Origin of the sequence: Anaerosporomusa subterranea (assembly GCF_001611555.1) — a bacterium.
GTDB classification, from domain to species: Bacteria; Bacillota; Negativicutes; order Sporomusales; family Acetonemataceae; genus Anaerosporomusa; species Anaerosporomusa subterranea.
In genome coordinates this window covers 634,052-651,333 of sequence record NZ_LSGP01000013.1, presented here as the reverse complement: position 1 = coordinate 651,333, position 17,282 = coordinate 634,052, and the positions used below count along the sequence as shown (strand labels likewise).

Genomic DNA, 17,282 nt, shown 5'->3' with positions numbered 1-17,282 from the left:
GGCCGTACAGTACGGCCTTTTGTTTACAAATGGAGGGAGTATCATGTTTGAGCGGATCATTATTATCGTTCTCGATAGTGTTGGCATTGGCGCATTGCCAGATGCAGCAGAATATGGCGATGCGGGTGCGAATACATTAGGGCATATTGCAACAGCACGCGGCGGTTTGAAGTTACCGACGCTGGCGAGCCTTGGTTTAGGCTGTATTGCGCCGATTGCAGGCGTACCCTGTCCAGAACAACCGCTTGCCTGTTACGGAAAACTGGCTGAGTCGTCAAAAGGGAAAGACACAACGACTGGGCACTGGGAAATGGCCGGGGCGCCGGTTTCACATCCGTTTCCCTACTATCCTAACGGCTTTCCTGCGGAGATTATGGACAAGTTTGCTGTGTTGACTGGCCGCACCGCTCTTGGTAACAAAGTAGCATCAGGGACTGAAATTATCGCCGAGTTGGGTGAAGAACACATGAAAACCGGTAAGCCGATTGTCTATACATCTGCAGATAGTGTTTTTCAGATCGCGGCCCATGAAGACATTATTCCCCTTACAAAACTGTATGCAATGTGTCGGATTGCACGTGACCAGATACTAGTAGGCGAGCATGCGGTCGGTCGCATAATCGCCCGCCCGTTTATTGGCATTCCTGGTGCGTTTACTCGTACTCCTAACCGACATGATTACAGCCTGATGCCAGATGGCGAGACCATGCTTGATCGGGTCAAAGCTGCCGGGCTGCCATGCATTGGGATTGGTAAGATTGGCGACATTTTTGCCCAGAGAGGATTGACAGAGTCATTCCCAACCAAGTCAAATCAGCACGGGATGGATATCCTCGAGACAGTCCTTAGCCAAATCGAGCGGGGACTGATAATGGCCAATTTGGTCGAGTTTGATAGCAGCTTCGGTCATCGCCGGGATATTGACGGTTATGCGGCTGCGCTTGAAGCATTTGACTCGCGTTTGGCAGGATTTCTGCCAAAGCTCGGCACTAACGATTTGTTGATCATTACTGCCGATCATGGCTGTGACCCGACCGCCCAGGGAACTGATCATACCCGCGAATATGTTCCGTTGCTGGCATATCAAGTCGGAACAGGCGGTCAATCGCTCGGTATCAGGACAACATTTGCTGATATCGCGGCCAGTGTCTTAGATATTTTTTCTTTACCGCCTTTGCCGTACGGTAGTAGCTTTCTGCAAAAGAAGTGAGGTGACGACAATGCGAATGGTTGATATTATCCATAAGAAACGTAACGGTCAGACCCTATCCACGGCTGAATGGGATTACGTCATTCAAGCCTACACGGCAGATCAACTGCCTGATTATCAGATGGCAGCATTGTTGATGGCCATTTATTTCCAGGAAATAAATGGTAGCGAAACTGCGGATTTGACGCTGGCAATGGCAAAGTCGGGCCGCATGCTTGATTTGAGTCAAATTGAAGGGATTAAGGTTGATAAACACAGCACCGGCGGTGTTGCAGACACGACAACTCTGATACTAGCTCCGTTGGTTGCTGCGGCTGGTGTACCTGTGGCGAAAATGTCTGGTCGGGGATTAGGTTTTACTGGCGGTACGATTGATAAATTAGAATCGATACCCGGCTTTCGCACAGGACTAACTGAAGCCGAATTCATCCATACTGTTAAAGCTCATGGTATAGCTGTTATGGGGCAGACTGCTGATATTGCTCCAGCTGACGGCAAAATCTATGCCCTGCGTGATGTGACAGCAACCATTGAAAGTATTCCGTTGATCGCTTCGTCAATTATGAGTAAAAAAATAGCTGCCGGCGCTGACCGGATATTGCTCGATGTGAAGGTAGGCAGCGGCGCCTTCATGCAGAATCTCGACGACGCAATCCGTTTGGCTAAAGAGATGGTTCGCATTGGCAGACTTGTTGGCCGACAGACTAAAGCTGTGATCACTAGTATGGACCAACCGCTAGGAATGGCGGTTGGTAACAGCCTCGAGGTCATAGAAGCGATTGAAGTTCTGCGCGGGGGCCATACAGGCTCCGCACTGTACCATGTTTGCCTAACGCTCGGATCACACCTGCTAACGATGGCGAACGTGGCTACTGACGAAGTCACTGCGCGACAACGGTTAGCCGAATCGCTTGCCGACGGCAGCGCCTTACGCAAGTTTGAAGAATTCGTTATTGCGCAAGGCGGCAACGGAGAAGTTGTCCGCGATTTTAGCCTACTGCCCCAGCCAAGGGCGCGGGTGACTGTACAGGCAACAAAAGCCGGTGTTATTCAGGCTATATCTACAGCTGATATTGGGTTATGTGCGACACTGTTAGGCGCTGGTCGTGAACACAAGGGCCAGCAAATTGATCTTGCGGCCGGCTTGATGATGGCTTGTCGCATCGGCGACAAAGTGGAGGTTGGTCAGCCGCTAGCCGAGCTATTCGCCGCCAACAGCGATAACTTTGCTGAGGTGAGTTCGCGCTTGCTGGGGGCTATCAGTATAGGGCCAAAGCCTGTGCAAACAGGACCGTTGGTCTACGGTCTAGTTGACGAAAATGGATATCAGGCGAAGTAATGCTCAGACAACAAAAGTATACGTTCGTGAAAAGGACGAGGCTACGTTTCCACAGAGGAAAATGAGGATACACAGAGGTCACAGAGGATTAGTATCTATTTTGCCAGCAATGCTGGCTCCAAACTCTAACCCTCTGTGTCCTCTTTACCACTCTGTGCCCTCTGTGGAATGGTGCCCCGTACTTACCCATAGACCACTCAGCAATTTTTAGTATCAAGAAGGCGACACAAAAAAACTTTTCCAGACTAAGTTTTGCACTCTGCGGACACTTTAAAAGTGACGCAACGTTCATTTGCGCGAAAGGAGTGCGAAACCTTATGTGGCGAAAGTATGCGGCTATCATTTGCGGTTTGTTATCTGTCATGTTTGTTTTGACGGCAGTTCAAGCCGCGCCAACACCAGCGCCAGCGCCAAAGCAGACGGCGCCAATCGCAAAATTTGAGACAACTGCTCAGTCCGCTATCTTAATGGATGGCAATGGTAACATTTTATTGGAAAAAGACGCTCATAAACCGCTGCCGCCAGCCAGTGTGACTAAAGTCATGACTTTATTGTTGGCGGTTGAAGCAATCGAGCAGGGCAAGGTAAAATTAACAGATCCTGTTTCTGTTTCCGAGAACGCCTGGAAGCAGGGCGGGTCGCAGATATGGCTGGAGCCAGGAGAGCGAATGTCAGTAAAAGAAGTGCTGACTGCTGTTGCTGTTGTTAGCGCCAATGACGCCGCTGTAGCCTTAATGGAACATATCTTTGGCACTAAAGAAGCGGCGGTGGATGCCATGAATCAGCGGGCTGCTGAGTTGGGCTTAAAAAATTCCAAATTCGCCAGCGTCAATGGTTTGCCAGTTCCAGACCATTATATGAGCGCCTATGATACCGCTATGATTGCGAAAGAAGCAGTAAAACATCCGCTATACTTGGAAATGGTCGGTATCAAGGAACATTGGCTGCGTGACGGAAAAAATTGGTTGGTTAACACGAATAAACTGTTGTGGTGGTATCCGGGTGCTGATGGATTGAAAACCGGCTGGACGCAAGAAGCGAAATATTGTTTTGTCGGAACAGCCAAGCGGGATGGCTTGCGCTTGATCGGCGTCGTTTTTGCGACTCCAGAACCACGCTCACATTTGCGTGAAACCATGCGGCTGCTTGATTGGGGTTATGCTAATTTTGTTGCAACTCCAATTGTTGAAAAAGGTGTGGTTGTTGATAAGTTAAAGTTAACGCGTGGCCTGGAAAAAGAAGTGAATCTTGTGGCTAAAGACGCGCTGACAGTAGTAACGCCAAAAGGCAAGAATAAGAACATTCAGAAGAAGATTACTCTTACTGAAGGAAATTCCGTGACCGCCCCAATTTTCGAAGCTGAGAAGTATGGCGAGATGGTCGTATTTCTTGATGGTAAAGAAGTGGGGAAAGTCGACTTAATCGCCGAAAAGGCAGTAGCCAAGGCTCGATTTGGCAATACATTTAAAGAATTGCTGTCAATTTTTTATTCCATATCGCGCTAAGATTTACAACTATCAGCAAGGAGAAATCCCTTGCTCTTTTTTTTATCCTTCAGAAGGAAAAATTTTCCTTATGTCGAATAAACTAGTATGTTAACTAACTGCGCATCGTGGATGCACACGGGGGGATAATCATTGAAAATATCGACACACGTACGTAAAGAGTATTTAGTTATTAGGGCAGAAGGAGAATTTGACGTTCATGCAGCCGATGAGTTTAAGCAAACCGTGGATAATGCCTTGGAAACCTGCGGTGCGCGCAATCTGGCTCTAAGCTTCAAAGGTGTGACCTTCATCGATAGTTCCGGAGTGGGCGCCATTCTTAGCCGCTACAAACGAGTTCAGCAGCTAGGTGGAGAAGTCGTTGTTATGAATTTACAGCCCCAGGTTGCCCGTGTCCTGGAATTGTCGGGTCTGTTCAGGTTGCTAAAAGTGTATCAATCCGAAAAACAAGCGTTTGAAGGCGCATAGGAGGCAGTCATGGCAAGACGTAACCGGATGAGTATGACTTTTGATAGTCGTAGTGAGAATGTGGGTATCGCGCGCGTTGCCGCTGCTGCGTTTTCGGCGCAGATCGAGTTCACTCTGCCAGAGATTGAAGAAATTAAAGTCGCTATCTCGGAAGCAGTGTCCAACGCCGTCATTCACGGCTATAGCGATCAAGAAGGGCAAATTGAACTGGCCATGGAACTATACGAAACCCATCTGGAATACACTGTTATTGACTGGGGCAAAGGTATAGCCGATGTGGAGCAGGCGCGGCAACCAGCCTGGTCTACAGAACCTGAGCGGATGGGACTTGGCTTCGTATTTATGGAATCATTTATGGATGAGATCGAGGTGACGTCGGCCCTCGGCAAGGGGACAACAGTGCGAATGGTGAAAAAATTTGATGCTGTGCCGATTCACTAGGTGGCGCGATGCTAGGAGAAAAGCTGCAGACACTGCTCGAACGGGCGCACGCAGGGGACCAAGAGGCTCGGGAAGCTATTCTCGAACAAAATATTAACTTAGTGCGCAGTATCGTTCATCGCTTCACTGGCAGGGGCTATGAATGGGACGATTTATTTCAAATTGGCTGTATCGGTTTGGTAAAAGCGATTGACCGTTTTGACACAGCCTATGGTGTTAAATTTTCCACATATGCTGTTCCAATGATTATTGGCGAAATTCGTCGCTTTATTCGGGATGACAACCCTATTAAGGTTAGTCGTTCCACCAAGGAGTTAGCACTTAAGATTCATCGCACACAGGAAAAGCTGCAGGGTTCATTAGGACGAGAACCGACGGTAGGAGAGATCGCTGAGGGGTTACTACTGCCTGTACAGGAAGTTGTGGCTGCATTGGAGGCGGTGCAACCGACGACGTCGATCTATGCTCAATCAACCCGCGATAACGGCGACTCGATATTGCTGCTTGACCATTTGCGTCATTCTGATGATGAGGGGACGTTCGAAAATCTTGCCTTGCGAGAGGTGATCTCAAAGCTGCCACCCAAAGAGCAAGCTGTGATCAAATTGCGTTTTTTTGAAGATAAGACTCAGTCCGAGATCGCTGCTGTCATCGGTTTGTCACAGGTGCAGGTATCCCGCATTGAGAAAAACGCGCTGCGATTAATGAAGGAACTCATGAAGACCTCGTAAGAGGTCTTTTCTTAAGTGTCAGAATTAGTAGGTTTTTTGAGGCGGCAAAGCCAAATAAGATAAGGAACGGTAGCAATTGGCCGCGAAAACGCAAAAGGCGCTGCACGCCTGCGCAAAGGAAACGCACAAAAAAATTTTTTATGCGTTTCCTTTGCGCATTGTTCCCCTGTAGAACCCTTCGCGCAGGCGCTATGCGCCCTTCGCGTTTTCGCGGCAAAAAAACCGTTCTTTCTCAAAGACCGCGTAGCGCTTTTTCTTACATTGCTTTGTTCTTTTTTATGCATTATGGGAATACTACAAGCAAAGGCAGGTGAATTTCATGCACGGCAAAAAGATTTTTTTGCTCCTTGGCTTGCTGGCGCTGATCGCTACCACTGGTGGATTAGTCTGGTTTTGGTGGCCTGAAGCCCCGCCGAAAACACCGCTAAGGTCTCGCTCAGTGCAAATTGAATACCTGATACCGGCTATAGCGGAGCTGTCGATAGTTCGTAGTATGGAAATAGGCTGAATGACTCATACTAAATATGCTTCACAAATTGCAGCAAGGGGGATTAATATGGGTGTTGTAAAGGTTATCGAACTGGTGGGAACATCACGCCACAATTGGACTGATGCTGTCGATTCCGCCGTAGCGGAAGCTTCAAAGACGCTTGATGATATTGTCGGCGTCGAAGTAACTAACTTTACCGCTAACGTTGATAGTAGCAAAATCACTGAGTATAAAGCAGACGTTAGGGTTGCTTTCCACGTTCACTAAAAGAAACATAGCAGGCGATTAGACCGTGATTTAACTAAGGGTAGCCAAATGGCTGCTCTTAGTTTATTTTAACCCTTGAATGATTCCGGATTTCATTGGCAAAAATAGAACTATAGACAGGAAAAAAGTTAGTAGGCAGTGTCATGATAACAGAGGTGATGTAATGGCATATGATCAGCAAAAACAGCAACAAGCGGCGTATAAGCAGAAAGTACAGCAAGTATCACCAAAACCAACTATCGTAAAAAACGTGATTTGGGCCTTTATTGTGGGAGGCTTGATTTGCGTGTTAGGACAATTCATTCAAAATTATCTTATTGGAACCGGGATAAGCAAAAAGGATGCAGCTGGGCCGACGGCAGTCATTTTAGTATTTTTATCAGCCTTTTTAACTGGACTAGGTGTTTATGATGAATTAGGTAAACGGGCGGGTGCCGGATCGATTGTACCTATCACCGGATTTGCCAACTCAGTTGTAGCGCCGGCGATGGAGTTCAAGCGGGAGGGATTTGTTTTTGGTGTGGGTGCAAAAATGTTCATCATTGCCGGACCCGTTATTGCTTACGGAACGGCAACCGCGGTTTTAGTCGGGCTAATATATTGGATTCGCCTGTAGAGGAGAGACTCAGTTGAACAAAAAGAAAGGTCAACAAAGTATCGTTTATGAAGTTTCGCCGGTCATTGTCGGAACGGCTGCGATTGGCGGGCCGATGGAAGGAGAAGGTCTGCTGGCGGAGTATTTTCACTACATCATGAAAGACAACCTGCACGGTGAAGACAGTTGGGAGAAATGCGAATCCTTTATGTTGGAGTGGGTTGCAAGAAAGGCCGCACAGAACTTACCAGGAGGAATGGAATTAGCTGACTGCGTACTGGCTGGAGACTTGTTAAACCAGCTAATGGCTACTCACTTCGCTATGCGGGCGTTAGGAAGACCGTTTATCGGCCTATATGGAGCTTGCTCGACCATGGCGGAGAGTATGATACTTGGTGCTTGTCTCATCGATGGCGGCTTTTTTCAGCATGTGTTGGGCTGTGCATCCAGTCATCATGATGCCGCTGAACGACAATATCGTTTTCCCACTGAACTCGGGGTGCAGCGACCACCTTCTACGCAGTGGACAGTTACTGGGGCGGGAGCAGCGGCTATTGCAGCATCAGGTGTCGGTCCGCTGATTACAGCAGCCACATTTGGCAAGGTGGTGGACATGGGGGTCAAGGATCCTAACAATATGGGGCCCGCAATGGCTCCGGCAGCAGTAGATACTCTTTATCAGCATCTACAGGATTTGGATCGCCAGCCTAATTATTATGACATGATATACACCGGCGATTTAGGCAGCATCGGCAAGACGCTAGTTATAGAATTAATGAAAGAAAAGGGAGTTGATATCTCGGCAAATTATGAAGACTGCGGCTGTCTGATTTACCGCGAAGATCAGGACGCACATGCAGGCGCTAGTGGTTGTGCTAGTTCGGCGGTAACTTTTTGCGGCTATATCTATAGCATGCTGCTACAGAAGAAGCTGAGCAAGATTCTTTTGATCGGCACAGGCAGTCTGCATAGCACCACATCCTACCAACAAAAAGAGTCGATTCCCTGCATCGCACATGCGGTAGCCGTAGAAATGTAAAAGGGGGACAAAGAATGCAAACATACCTCATGGCGTTTCTTATTGGCGGACTCATCTGTGTGATTGGCCAACTGTTAATGGATATGACCCCGTTAACACCGGCTCATGTGTTAGTGATATTTGTCGTATGCGGCGCCGTATTGAGCGGACTGGGAGTATATCAGCCGCTGGTAGAAATCGGCGGTGCGGGCGCGACCGTGCCCTTGCCTGGTTTTGGACATGCACTGGTGACAGCTACTATAGAAGACGTAAATAAATACGGCTTTTGGGGGATCTTTAGCGGTGCGCTGCGGGGAACAGCAGCTGGCATCACCGCTGCAATGATCTTTGGCTTGTTGGCGGCAGCTTTGTTCAACCCAAAGGGTTGAAGCATGATTACAGTTGATTTTATTGGCATTTTGCTAACTTCCTGCCTTGTTGGTATTCGATATCCTGGTTATCTCATATTGGCAATCATTGCCCACGAAGCAGGCCGGGTGATCTTGGCTCTGTTTTTTCAAGGACATATTGACAGCATCGTAGTATCGGGTGTATTTAGCGCCACTAGTGTTACCCATCTGTCTTCCGGAGTTAAGGCCTCGCTGGTCGCCCTTGGCGGTCCATTGGCAAACTATGTTGTCAGCTCAACTGTTGGCGGAGTCGAGTGGGAAAAGACTAGCAATCTTGTTAACCCTTTTTCGACGCTGCGACATCCGCTGTCAGTGATCAATCTCCGTTTTGGGGCGGTATCATTTCTGATCAGCATAGCACGATTTTTTTAATTAGGTGGAGGTGTGAGCATGACAGTACGTGGAATCCGGCGCCTGCGAGGAGGAACTGAAGCCGAGCAGAACCAGAACCAGAACCAGAACCAGAACCAGAACCAGAACCAGAATCAGAATCAGGGAACCAACGATCTGATCGCTAGCATGGCGAAAGGCTTAGCTCAAGTGCAGACAGGAGCCCCTGCCCAATCCGACGTCTTAGGAATGTTGAACCAAATATCGCAACAACTCAGCCAGTTACAAGGGCCAGCACAGCCAATGAACCAAGGGCAAAATCAAATTGCGGGCGGTTCGCAGCAGGGGCAAAATGGTGGAACAGTGCAAAATACAATTCTACCCTATCAGGGCAGTGCCAACAGTCAGGGGAGTGGCAGCCAGCAGACCGATCCGGTAGCCGATCTGCAGCGCCTAGTCAGTCAACTGTTGCAAAACAATCAGCAACAGCAATTGCCGCAAGCCAACTCAAATGCTGGGTCAAATCAAGCTGGAGGTTCAAGCAATCAGCAAATACAGCAACCGACAGCGGTGAAAACAGCGGCTCAGGCTCTGTCTGAGGCACAGTATGAATTATCAGTCGAACTGGAGAACAGTCTGCAAAAACTCAAACAAGTGATTAGTGAAAGTGAAAAACTAGCCGATAAAATCGGTAATCTCTTAGGCGAGGAATCGAACGCGCCAAAATCTTGAGGTGACTGTTTTGCCAGAGAAGATAAGGGTAATCCTAATTACCGATGGCGACAGCAACGCCTGCCAGGTGATTGAATTTCTGGCAGCTGAGATGGGATTACGATGTATTTCTGCTTCTGCCGGTAACCCCACGCCTATCAGTGGTGAAGAAATAATCGCTTTGCTAAAGCAGACCCCTAATAACCCTGTGCTGGTGATGTTTGATGATCGCGGCAACCCCGGGAAGGGCAAGGGCGAGAGCGTAATGGAGCAGGTAGCTAGTCATCCAGATGTTACTGTGCTGGGAGCGCTGGCCGTGGCATCAGGAACTGATGGCGCAGGTGGGGCGAGTGTAGACTTTAGCATCAATCGATGGGGTGAAATAGAGCCATATGCTGTTGATAAATACGGACAGGTCTATAAGCAAGGCAGCCGCTCGATCATGCATGGTGATACCTTGAGTATACTAGACTCGCTACAGGTTCCGGTAGTCATTGGCATTGGTGATATCGGCAAAATGGGCCAGGCTGATAGCGTCGTATACGGAGCACCGATCACGCGTAAAGCCATTACGGAAATCTTGAAACGGAGTGATGTCCTCAATGACTCAAGAACGGAAAATCGCCAAAGATCTTGACAGCAATATAAACTACTTAAAAGACCTGCTGGGAGTCGGCGAGACGTTTGACATTGTATTTCGCGAGTACCTGGTTGGGCGAAAGCGGGCCGCATCATTTTCCATCAATGCTATGACTAATGATGTACTAGTCTCTAATATTCTCGAAGACATAACCCTATTTAAGCAGGAAGACCTGAACATCAATACCCTTAAAAAGATCTTTTACACTCATACGACCCATTTACAGGCAAAACTACTGGATAATTTCCCGGACGCGGTGACAAGTCTGCTGTCTGGCGAGATTCTTTTTTTCATCGACGGTGAGGCGCAGATTTTGGTCATGGACGCCCGTTCCTACCCAGTGCGCGCACCCAGTGAGTCCAACGTCGAAAAGGTGACTCGCGGATCACGTGATTCCTTTGTCGAAACCATTGTCTTTAATACCGCTCTAATCCGTCGTCGGCTACGCGATCCTAATTTGCGTTTTTCGATTATAAAAGTGGGTACTCGATCTCGAGCTGATGTGGCTGTCTGTTATATAAAAGATATTACGAATCCCCGTTTGGTGGACAAGGTTAAAGACTCTCTGGAAAAGATCGATACAGATGGCGTACCGATGGCGGAAAAAGCTATTGAAGAATACATAGTCCCCGGCAACCGCTGGAACCCGCTGCCTCGTGTCCGGTATACAGAGAGACCAGACGTAGCTGCGACCCACCTACTCGAAGGGCATATCTGCATCATTGTCGATACCTCTCCCAATATCCTGATTTTGCCGGCCACACTGTGGCATCATGTTCAACATGCTGAGGAATATCGCCAAAACGTTTTGACCGGATCGTTTCTACGGTTGATCCGCTTAACTGGCATCGCGTTTTCTTTGTTGCTGCCGCCGTTATGGTTGGCAATTGTGTTGCAACCACACCTATTGCCGGAAACACTAGGTTTTCTTGGACCGCGTGAGTCAGGCGTTATCCCGTTGGGGCTACAGTTTTTACTGGCTGAAATCGGCCTCGAATTGGTGCGTATGGCTACTGTGCATGTGCCGTCTGCTCAATCCACCGCGCTTGGCTTTATTGGAGCGTTTATGTTGGGCGATTTCGCCACCAAGGTTGGGCTGTTCGGTAATGAAACGATTTTCTATATGGCTGTTGCCGTTGTTGGTACATTTGCGACTCCCAGCGTCGAGTTAGCGCTAGCGTTGAGAATTTTCCGTATGGCGTTAGTCGTACTGGTCACTGCGTTCAAGCTGCCTGGTCTGCTTGGCGGCTTACTGGCTCTCATGGCCTTGCTGGTAACAACCAAATCGTTTGGCATACCCTATTTGTGGCCACTAATTCCTTTTAACTTTAAGTCAATGCAGGATGTTATTTTTCGCTTGCCTATCCCGCATAAAGTGCTACGCCCGGCAGCACTTAAGCCTAAAGATCAAAATAGACTCGATAAAGAGAACCCAGAGGAGGAATAGAAAAGGAGAAGCAACCCTGCTTCTCCTCAGGCCGTCGATAAAGGCCAATCTGCGTTGCACCCGTAAAGGGTATGCCGCCAAAGCTAAGGCGCTAAAGCGCCAAGATTTGCGCAATCAGCCCCGCAAACCCATTGCTAGCGTACCCTTAAGTACGCGTCACTGCTGGGCTCGCGGGGCTGCCTAGTGATGCTGTTCCGCTTTCCTGCGTCAGGTATGTTGCTAGTCTCGTAGGTAACAACATCTCGACCTTTCTCCACGGCTTGGAAATCGATTATTTACCCCGATAGTACTCGCGAATACTTCCCATACTGTCGTTCAAGCTTTTGATGTGTGATTCAGCCGCTCCTTTATTTTCGGCATTAACAGCATCTTTCAATTGTTTGATATAGGAGTGAGTTCGAGTGACTTCTCCCAAGATCCCAATGCTTTCCACGCTTGGCTTGATTTGCCCCCATGAATCATCCAGTTCTTTAACTTTGCTAGCAGCCTTAGTCCAGTTTTTTTCTTCTACATAAAAGCTGACATTGCGCAGTTTGTTGCTTATGCTGATAATGTCTGATATCGGCGATAACTTGAAGTTTTGGCCAATATCGCCAATACTGCTCATAAATTCATTTAGTGCTTCATACGAAGCCGTTATTTTTTTACCGCCAACCGCAGTCGATAGTTTTCCGAGACTCTTATTGGCCTTGTTCACATTTTTCTCATCGCCGAGTTGAGGGCTGATTTCCTGCCAGATTGCCTGGAGCTGCTGCAATCCTGCCTGAGCCTGATCCCAGCTTTCTGAATTGAGTCCGGCAAACAGGATGCTGGCAGTTGTTTCTAAATCATATAATTGGCCAGGCGGAGATTTGAATCGTTCAACCAGCGGTGGATTGCTCTTATATTCCGGTTTGCCAGCTGGGCCAACTTCAGGCTTCTTGGCTGGTGTCAACCAGGAACAGCCAGTGAGAGTGACAATCAAAGTACCGCAACAAACAATAATACAGCACTTCCGAAACCTGAGTGGTAGCATCCTAGTCATTCATCCTTTCGTGCGATTATAATTTAAACTGCCCACCATCATTGGCGTTTATTCCTGCGGCGTTATTGACACACATCGACAGCTGTCATACAATGAAAACGTCCCAAAAGCGCTTTTATGGCGTCTAGTCGGGTAATACTAGAGGATGAACAACGCATTCGCAGGTAACGGATATACAAGGAGGAAACAGAGTGTTTGGTCTTGACTCATCAGATATGGTCTTCCGCATCCCGGCGCTATTGGCGGCGTTGACGGTGCATGAGTATGCGCACGCGCGGGTGGCTGACTATCTGGGCGACCCCACGCCGGCTCGTGCTGAACGGCTTACGCTGAACCCGATTGCCCATCTTGATCCGGTAGGACTAATCATGTTATGGTTATTCCAGTTTGGCTGGGCCAAGCCGGTGCCTATCAACCCATATTGCTTTCGCAACGGGCGTAACGGCATCATCATGGTTTCTTTTGCCGGTCCGGCTTCAAACATCTTGCTGGCGCTTTTTAGTGCGCTAGCCTTAGGAATAATGGCAAAATTTAACGTAAATTCGTATGCTGTTGAGCAAGTATTGTGGTTGCTCTATAGTTACAATATCATGTTTGCCATCTTCAATTTGCTGCCGTTTCCGCCGCTGGACGGCTCGAAAATCGTTGAGGTGCTGTTACCCGCCAGAGCTGCCGAACTGTATGAACGCATGGCTCCATATGCACCTTTTCTATTGGTCGGCTTAATCTATTTGGGAGTCATCAGTGCAATTACCTATCCATTGCAGCGATTTTTGTCGTTAATTATTCACTCGATCGTCGGCGTTCTATTGTAAGGAGGATGAAATTCTGTGAGTGTTAAAGGACGTATTTTTAGTGGCATGCAGCCATCAGGAAAATTTCATTTGGGCAATTATTTCGGCGCATTAGACAATTGGATTAAACTACAACACGAATATGAATGTATTTTTTCGATTGTTGATTTGCACGCGTTAACTTCTTCTTATGAGGACACCAGCAAAATTCCGGAGAACATTCAAAATATGGCGTTGGACTGGCTGAGTGCCGGTCTCGATCCGGAGAAAAATATTATCTTTGTGCAGTCTCATGTCAAAGAACATGCGGAACTGCATTTACTTCTGTCAATGATTACTCCGCTGGCTTGGTTAGAGCGGGTTCCGACTTATAAGGACAAGCTGCAACAGTTGGGTTTGGCTGGCAAGGAGATTAATACATATGGTTTTCTCGGCTACCCTGAACTGATGACTGCTGATATCATTCTCTATAAAGCTGACACGGTCCCGGTCGGAGAAGACCAGATTCCACACTTGGAGCTGGCGCGTGAAATAACCCGCCGCTTTAATAACCTCTATGGGCCGATTTTCCCCGAACCGCAGGCTCGCTTAAGCAAAGCGCCGACTTTGCCTGGCATTGATGGCCGTAAAATGAGTAAATCCTATGGCAATGAAATTAGCTTTTCCGCCACACCAGATGAGATTCGCGCCCGGGTGCAAATGATGGTAACTGATCCGCAACGAGTGAAAAAGACTGACCCAGGGCATCCGGAAGTCTGCACAGTGTATGCCTTCCACAAAATTTTTAACCCAACTGAAGTGGATGACATCGGCGCTAATTGCCGGGCGGGCACGATTGGTTGTGTAGCGTGCAAAAAACGGCTGGCCGATCGTATTGTCGAGTTTTTAGCTGATGTACATGTTCGGCGGCAGGCGTTGGAGAAAAATCCGGGCCGCATTAACGAAATCTTGACTGATGGTGCGGAGCGTGCACGCAAGTTGGCGGCAGCAACGATGCAAGAAGTCAAGCAAGCAATGCACTTGGTCTAGCCATGGACAATTATAAGATCAGGCTGGAAGTGTTTGAAGGGCCCCTCGACTTGCTTCTCCATCTGATTGAAAAGAACCAACTTGATATTTATGACATACCAATTACTCTGGTGACAGAGCAATATTTGAACTACCTGCGAACCATGCAGGAATTTAGCATTGACGTAGCCAGTGAGTTTTTGCTGATGGCTGCCACGCTGCTGCAAATTAAATCACGGTTGTTATTGCCACGCCCTCCGAAACCGGAAGTCGAGGAAGACGAACTGATCGATCCACGTCAGGAATTGGTTGAGAGATTAATCGAGTATCGAAAGTATAAAGAAGTAGCCCGCTTTCTCGAAGAAGTGCGTTCTGTGCGGGAACGCTATTTCAGCCGGGAGCCGCAGTCACTGGACTTGGAGATTCCACCGCCCGTTGGCCTGTCATTGGACGACCTCATCCTAGCCTTCGCAAAAGTCTGGGAAAGTGATGCCGAGGAATTTGCACTGGTCGCTCATGACGAAATTAGTGTTCAGGACAAAATTTCAGATATCCTCACCCTATTGTCACAAGGTCAAGGTAAATTGGAATTCTTTCAGACTATTATTCGCAGCCGTTCGCGGAACGAAGTTGTGACCGCGTTTATTGCCTTACTGGAACTGGTACGGACCAAACGAGTTGTTGTCAGCCAAGAGAACCGGTTTGGCCCGATTTACCTTAAATTACGGGATGGTGATTGTTCCAATGTTTTACCAGCATCTTAAAGGTCACATCGAAGCCTTGCTGTTCGCGGCCGGCGACCCTGCATCCGCCGCAAAGTTGGCAAAAATACTAGAGATTGATGAGCCGACTGTAATCGAATTAATTGACGAACTGCGCAGCGAAATGGAGCAGGAAGGCAGAGGGCTGGTCATTGTCGAAGTGGCAGGCGGCTACCAGATGTGCACAAAACCAGAATTAGCATCAGTCATCGAAAAGTTGGCTGAAGTCCCAGACAGTCGGCTATCAGTCGCCGCTCTCGAGACCCTATCCATCATCGCTTTTCGCCAACCGGTAACTAAGCCTGAAATCGAGGCCATCCGTGGTGTCAAGGTGGATGGTGTGGTCAACACCCTGCTAGACAGACAGCTGATTCGCGAAATGGGCCGCAAAGATGTTATCGGCAGACCAATCCTCTATGGCACAACTGACGTGTTCCTGCAATGCTTTGGCCTGAAGAATCTAAAAGAATTGCCAGACCTGAACAAGCTGCTAACAGATGAGCAGCTCTCGCTGGTTGAAGCGTAGACAAAGGAAACCAAGCGAGGTTAAAGAAGATCGCCACGCTTCGCTCGCGATGACACGATAGGTTGTCATTGTGAGCGAAGCGCGGCGGTCTTGTTTGTTTTTATCCCCGCCAATTCTATCCTCGATTGCGAGCGAAGCAATGCAATCTTCTCCGCTCCCCGTTTCTCGTCTCGTTCCGCGTCTACCAAACCATCTCCGTCGTGATTGCGAGCGAAGCAATGCAATCCCCTCGTCCCTGACCGTATCCCGGTCTTATTTTGCTCCAATCACCACAAAGCCCAGGGCGTCCCAGGGCGTTCAGAAGGGTCCGGATGCTAGGCGGCCTCGGATACCCTGCAGCGACGCGTACTGGCGTACGCTAGCCAAGGGTTCCAATGCCAACAACGCAGATGGGCCCTTATGGACGTCCTGGGGCGCCCTGTCCTCATGTATAAAATTGGGTGTTTTAGCCAATTCTTATATAGAGGTGAAAGTTGTTGAAATGGCTGGCCGCATTCGGGCTTTTGCTGGTTTTTGCTTATGCCATCTATCAAATGAATATCTACGTTCAGTTCCGCTACCAACGCCGTGACGACAACGACAATGTCTTCATCCGCGTATACGCCTGGAGAGGGATACTTTCCTATGTCATCAAGGTGCCGGTGGTACAGGTCGATTGGCAGGATGAGATGCTTTGGTTTGAGTCGGAAATGAAGGAGACAAAGGGTAACAAGCGCATTAATACCGTGTTTGAGCGACATCTAATCAAAAAAGTAGTTGATTTCATACTTTACCATCCACGCCGCTTTCGCCGCCTTATAGAGAAATTCCGAACAAAGCTTCTTCAGACAAAGCTTATCGTTCGTGAGCTGCATAATAAAGTTCGCTTCGACCGATTTCATTGCCAGGTGCGTTTCGGGCTTGAGGATGCCGCCGCTACAGGGATGCTTGCGGGCGCTTTTTGGATGCTAAAAGGGCTGGTCAGTAACACGTTACGCAATCAGATGACATCAGGGGTATGTCCTGTCTTCACAATGACGCCGGTGTTCGGCAAAGACATCTTGGTTATCGATCTAGAGTGTATATTACGGATACGGCTGGGAAATATTATAAAAGCACTTTACAAAGCGGACAAACAAGGGGGAAATAACCGTGGCTGAGCATCCTATTCAGAGCATGATGAAAACAACCATGGAGAGCATCAAAGAAATGGTTGATGTTAATACCATTGTTGGTGAACCTGTAGAAACGCCTGACGGCACAGTGATTATTCCAATTTCCCGAGTTACCTTTGGTTTTGCTGCAGGCGGTGGCGACTGTTCGCCTGACACGGAGAAAGAGGTATATCCCTTCGGCGGTGGCAGCGGTGCAGGTGTTAGTGTTAAGCCGGTAGGCTTTTTGGTTTGCACGCCAACTAATGGTGTCCGTTTTATGCCTGTTGAATGTAATTTGATATATGATCGAATGTTTGATCTCGTGCCTCAGATATTTAACAAGATGCAAGAACTTTTCGGCGGCTGCAAACGAGAAAAAGATGACATGGACAAATTGGCTGATACAGCCGAGACCCAGGCTCATCCGCAGTAAG

At 48.3% G+C, this 17,282-nt stretch carries 22 protein-coding genes; 21 read left to right on the top strand and 1 reads right to left on the bottom strand.

Annotated features, from left to right (window positions below; all coding sequences use genetic code 11):
* The first annotated feature begins 43 nt into the window (after positions 1-43).
* The 15 genes from AXX12_RS06890 to AXX12_RS06820 all read left to right on the top strand — a co-directional run bounded on the left by AXX12_RS06890 (position 44) and on the right by AXX12_RS06820 (position 11,602).
* The gene (locus AXX12_RS06890) at positions 44-1,210 is read left to right on the top strand and encodes a phosphopentomutase (protein ID WP_066239961.1); all 1,167 of its coding nucleotides are present in this window, start codon (positions 44-46) and stop codon (positions 1,208-1,210) included.
* 10 nt (positions 1,211-1,220) lie between these two features.
* Positions 1,221-2,549 carry a pyrimidine-nucleoside phosphorylase gene (locus tag AXX12_RS06885; protein WP_066239958.1) on the top strand — a complete coding sequence of 443 codons (1,329 nt, stop codon included), beginning with the start codon at positions 1,221-1,223 and terminating at the stop codon, positions 2,547-2,549.
* 317 nt (positions 2,550-2,866) lie between these two features.
* Positions 2,867-4,054, top strand: coding sequence for a D-alanyl-D-alanine carboxypeptidase family protein (locus tag AXX12_RS06880; protein ID WP_066239955.1), 1,188 nt, complete (start codon positions 2,867-2,869; stop codon positions 4,052-4,054).
* Positions 4,055-4,186: 132 nt separating this feature from the next.
* Positions 4,187-4,522, top strand: a complete 336-nt coding sequence (gene spoIIAA / locus AXX12_RS06875; protein WP_066239952.1) for an anti-sigma F factor antagonist — start codon at positions 4,187-4,189, stop codon at positions 4,520-4,522.
* Positions 4,523-4,531: 9 nt separating this feature from the next.
* Positions 4,532-4,963 carry an anti-sigma F factor gene (gene spoIIAB, locus AXX12_RS06870; protein WP_066239949.1) on the top strand — a complete coding sequence of 144 codons (432 nt, stop codon included), beginning with the start codon at positions 4,532-4,534 and terminating at the stop codon, positions 4,961-4,963.
* 8 nt (positions 4,964-4,971) lie between these two features.
* Entirely contained in the window at positions 4,972-5,694 is a 723-nt protein-coding gene (locus AXX12_RS06865; RefSeq protein WP_066239947.1) for a SigF/SigG family RNA polymerase sporulation sigma factor, read from the top strand.
* Positions 5,695-6,013: 319 nt separating this feature from the next.
* On the top strand, positions 6,014-6,202 hold the full coding sequence (locus tag AXX12_RS06860; protein WP_066239944.1) for a hypothetical protein: 189 nt from the start codon (positions 6,014-6,016) through the stop codon (positions 6,200-6,202).
* Between the two features lie 48 nt (positions 6,203-6,250).
* On the top strand, positions 6,251-6,451 hold the full coding sequence (locus AXX12_RS06855; protein WP_066239942.1) for a dodecin family protein: 201 nt from the start codon (positions 6,251-6,253) through the stop codon (positions 6,449-6,451).
* A gap of 163 nt (positions 6,452-6,614) precedes the next feature.
* Positions 6,615-7,067, top strand: coding sequence for a stage V sporulation protein AC (spoVAC, locus tag AXX12_RS06850; RefSeq protein ID WP_066239938.1), 453 nt, complete (start codon positions 6,615-6,617; stop codon positions 7,065-7,067).
* Positions 7,068-7,080: 13 nt separating this feature from the next.
* Complete coding sequence (spoVAD, locus tag AXX12_RS06845) at positions 7,081-8,085, top strand: stage V sporulation protein AD (RefSeq protein WP_066239936.1); 1,005 nt, start codon at positions 7,081-7,083, stop codon at positions 8,083-8,085.
* A gap of 14 nt (positions 8,086-8,099) precedes the next feature.
* Positions 8,100-8,453: a stage V sporulation protein AE gene (gene spoVAE, locus AXX12_RS06840; RefSeq protein ID WP_066239933.1), complete on the top strand. Its 354-nt coding sequence runs from the start codon at positions 8,100-8,102 to the stop codon at positions 8,451-8,453.
* A gap of 3 nt (positions 8,454-8,456) precedes the next feature.
* On the top strand, positions 8,457-8,846 hold the full coding sequence (locus AXX12_RS06835; RefSeq protein WP_066239929.1) for a hypothetical protein: 390 nt from the start codon (positions 8,457-8,459) through the stop codon (positions 8,844-8,846).
* An 18-nt stretch (positions 8,847-8,864) separates the two neighbouring features.
* Positions 8,865-9,536, top strand: a complete 672-nt coding sequence (locus AXX12_RS06830; protein ID WP_066239926.1) for a hypothetical protein — start codon at positions 8,865-8,867, stop codon at positions 9,534-9,536.
* A gap of 10 nt (positions 9,537-9,546) precedes the next feature.
* Positions 9,547-10,152 (top strand): stage V sporulation protein SpoVABEA, encoded by a 606-nt coding sequence (gene spoVAEA, locus AXX12_RS06825; protein ID WP_066239923.1) that lies wholly within the window; start codon positions 9,547-9,549, stop codon positions 10,150-10,152.
* Positions 10,118-11,602, top strand: a complete 1,485-nt coding sequence (locus AXX12_RS06820) for a spore germination protein (protein ID WP_066239921.1) — start codon at positions 10,118-10,120, stop codon at positions 11,600-11,602. The genes spoVAEA and AXX12_RS06820 overlap by 35 nt, the downstream gene beginning before the upstream one ends.
* Before the next feature lie 271 nt (positions 11,603-11,873).
* On the opposite strand, the gene AXX12_RS06815 is transcribed toward AXX12_RS06820, so the two are convergent.
* On the bottom strand, positions 11,874-12,617 hold the full coding sequence (locus tag AXX12_RS06815) for a DUF4363 family protein (protein WP_066239919.1): 744 nt from the start codon (positions 12,615-12,617) through the stop codon (positions 11,874-11,876).
* A gap of 200 nt (positions 12,618-12,817) precedes the next feature.
* On the opposite strand from AXX12_RS06815, the gene AXX12_RS06810 reads away from it, so the two are divergent.
* The 6 genes from AXX12_RS06810 (at position 12,818) to ytfJ (ending at position 17,281) form a co-directional block, all read left to right on the top strand.
* Positions 12,818-13,441, top strand: a complete 624-nt coding sequence (locus tag AXX12_RS06810) for a site-2 protease family protein (protein ID WP_156478599.1) — start codon at positions 12,818-12,820, stop codon at positions 13,439-13,441.
* A 15-nt stretch (positions 13,442-13,456) separates the two neighbouring features.
* Positions 13,457-14,449: a tryptophan--tRNA ligase gene (gene trpS, locus AXX12_RS06805; RefSeq protein WP_231881823.1), complete on the top strand. Its 993-nt coding sequence runs from the start codon at positions 13,457-13,459 to the stop codon at positions 14,447-14,449.
* A gap of 2 nt (positions 14,450-14,451) precedes the next feature.
* Entirely contained in the window at positions 14,452-15,192 is a 741-nt protein-coding gene (locus tag AXX12_RS06800) for a segregation and condensation protein A (RefSeq protein ID WP_066239916.1), read from the top strand.
* Positions 15,173-15,715: an SMC-Scp complex subunit ScpB gene (gene scpB, locus AXX12_RS06795; RefSeq protein WP_066239912.1), complete on the top strand. Its 543-nt coding sequence runs from the start codon at positions 15,173-15,175 to the stop codon at positions 15,713-15,715. The genes AXX12_RS06800 and scpB overlap by 20 nt, the downstream gene beginning before the upstream one ends.
* A gap of 473 nt (positions 15,716-16,188) precedes the next feature.
* Entirely contained in the window at positions 16,189-16,854 is a 666-nt protein-coding gene (locus AXX12_RS06790) for a DUF2953 domain-containing protein (RefSeq protein WP_156478598.1), read from the top strand.
* Positions 16,847-17,281 (top strand): GerW family sporulation protein, encoded by a 435-nt coding sequence (gene ytfJ / locus AXX12_RS06785; protein WP_066239907.1) that lies wholly within the window; start codon positions 16,847-16,849, stop codon positions 17,279-17,281. Before AXX12_RS06790 ends, ytfJ begins: the two co-directional genes overlap by 8 nt.
* Position 17,282 lies beyond the last annotated feature (1 nt).

What these genes read in the sequence shown, in the direction of transcription:
- AXX12_RS06820 (WP_066239921.1), top strand. Translation starts at nt 10,118, where the DNA reads ATGACTCAAGAACGGAAAATCGCCAAAGATCTTGACAGCAATATAAAC.
- scpB (WP_066239912.1), top strand. Translation starts at nt 15,173, where the DNA reads ATGTTTTACCAGCATCTTAAAGGTCACATCGAAGCCTTGCTGTTCGCG.
- AXX12_RS06885 (WP_066239958.1), top strand. Translation starts at nt 1,221, where the DNA reads ATGCGAATGGTTGATATTATCCATAAGAAACGTAACGGTCAGACCCTA.
- AXX12_RS06855 (WP_066239942.1), top strand. Translation starts at nt 6,251, where the DNA reads ATGGGTGTTGTAAAGGTTATCGAACTGGTGGGAACATCACGCCACAAT.
- AXX12_RS06860 (WP_066239944.1), top strand. Translation starts at nt 6,014, where the DNA reads ATGCACGGCAAAAAGATTTTTTTGCTCCTTGGCTTGCTGGCGCTGATC.
- AXX12_RS06880 (WP_066239955.1), top strand. Translation starts at nt 2,867, where the DNA reads ATGTGGCGAAAGTATGCGGCTATCATTTGCGGTTTGTTATCTGTCATG.
- AXX12_RS06830 (WP_066239926.1), top strand. Translation starts at nt 8,865, where the DNA reads ATGACAGTACGTGGAATCCGGCGCCTGCGAGGAGGAACTGAAGCCGAG.
- AXX12_RS06815 (WP_066239919.1), bottom strand. Translation starts at nt 12,617, where the DNA reads ATGCTACCACTCAGGTTTCGGAAGTGCTGTATTATTGTTTGTTGCGGT.
- spoIIAB (WP_066239949.1), top strand. Translation starts at nt 4,532, where the DNA reads ATGGCAAGACGTAACCGGATGAGTATGACTTTTGATAGTCGTAGTGAG.
- AXX12_RS06890 (WP_066239961.1), top strand. Translation starts at nt 44, where the DNA reads ATGTTTGAGCGGATCATTATTATCGTTCTCGATAGTGTTGGCATTGGC.
- AXX12_RS06865 (WP_066239947.1), top strand. Translation starts at nt 4,972, where the DNA reads ATGCTAGGAGAAAAGCTGCAGACACTGCTCGAACGGGCGCACGCAGGG.
- AXX12_RS06835 (WP_066239929.1), top strand. Translation starts at nt 8,457, where the DNA reads ATGATTACAGTTGATTTTATTGGCATTTTGCTAACTTCCTGCCTTGTT.
- spoVAE (WP_066239933.1), top strand. Translation starts at nt 8,100, where the DNA reads ATGCAAACATACCTCATGGCGTTTCTTATTGGCGGACTCATCTGTGTG.
- AXX12_RS06800 (WP_066239916.1), top strand. Translation starts at nt 14,452, where the DNA reads ATGGACAATTATAAGATCAGGCTGGAAGTGTTTGAAGGGCCCCTCGAC.
- spoVAC (WP_066239938.1), top strand. Translation starts at nt 6,615, where the DNA reads ATGGCATATGATCAGCAAAAACAGCAACAAGCGGCGTATAAGCAGAAA.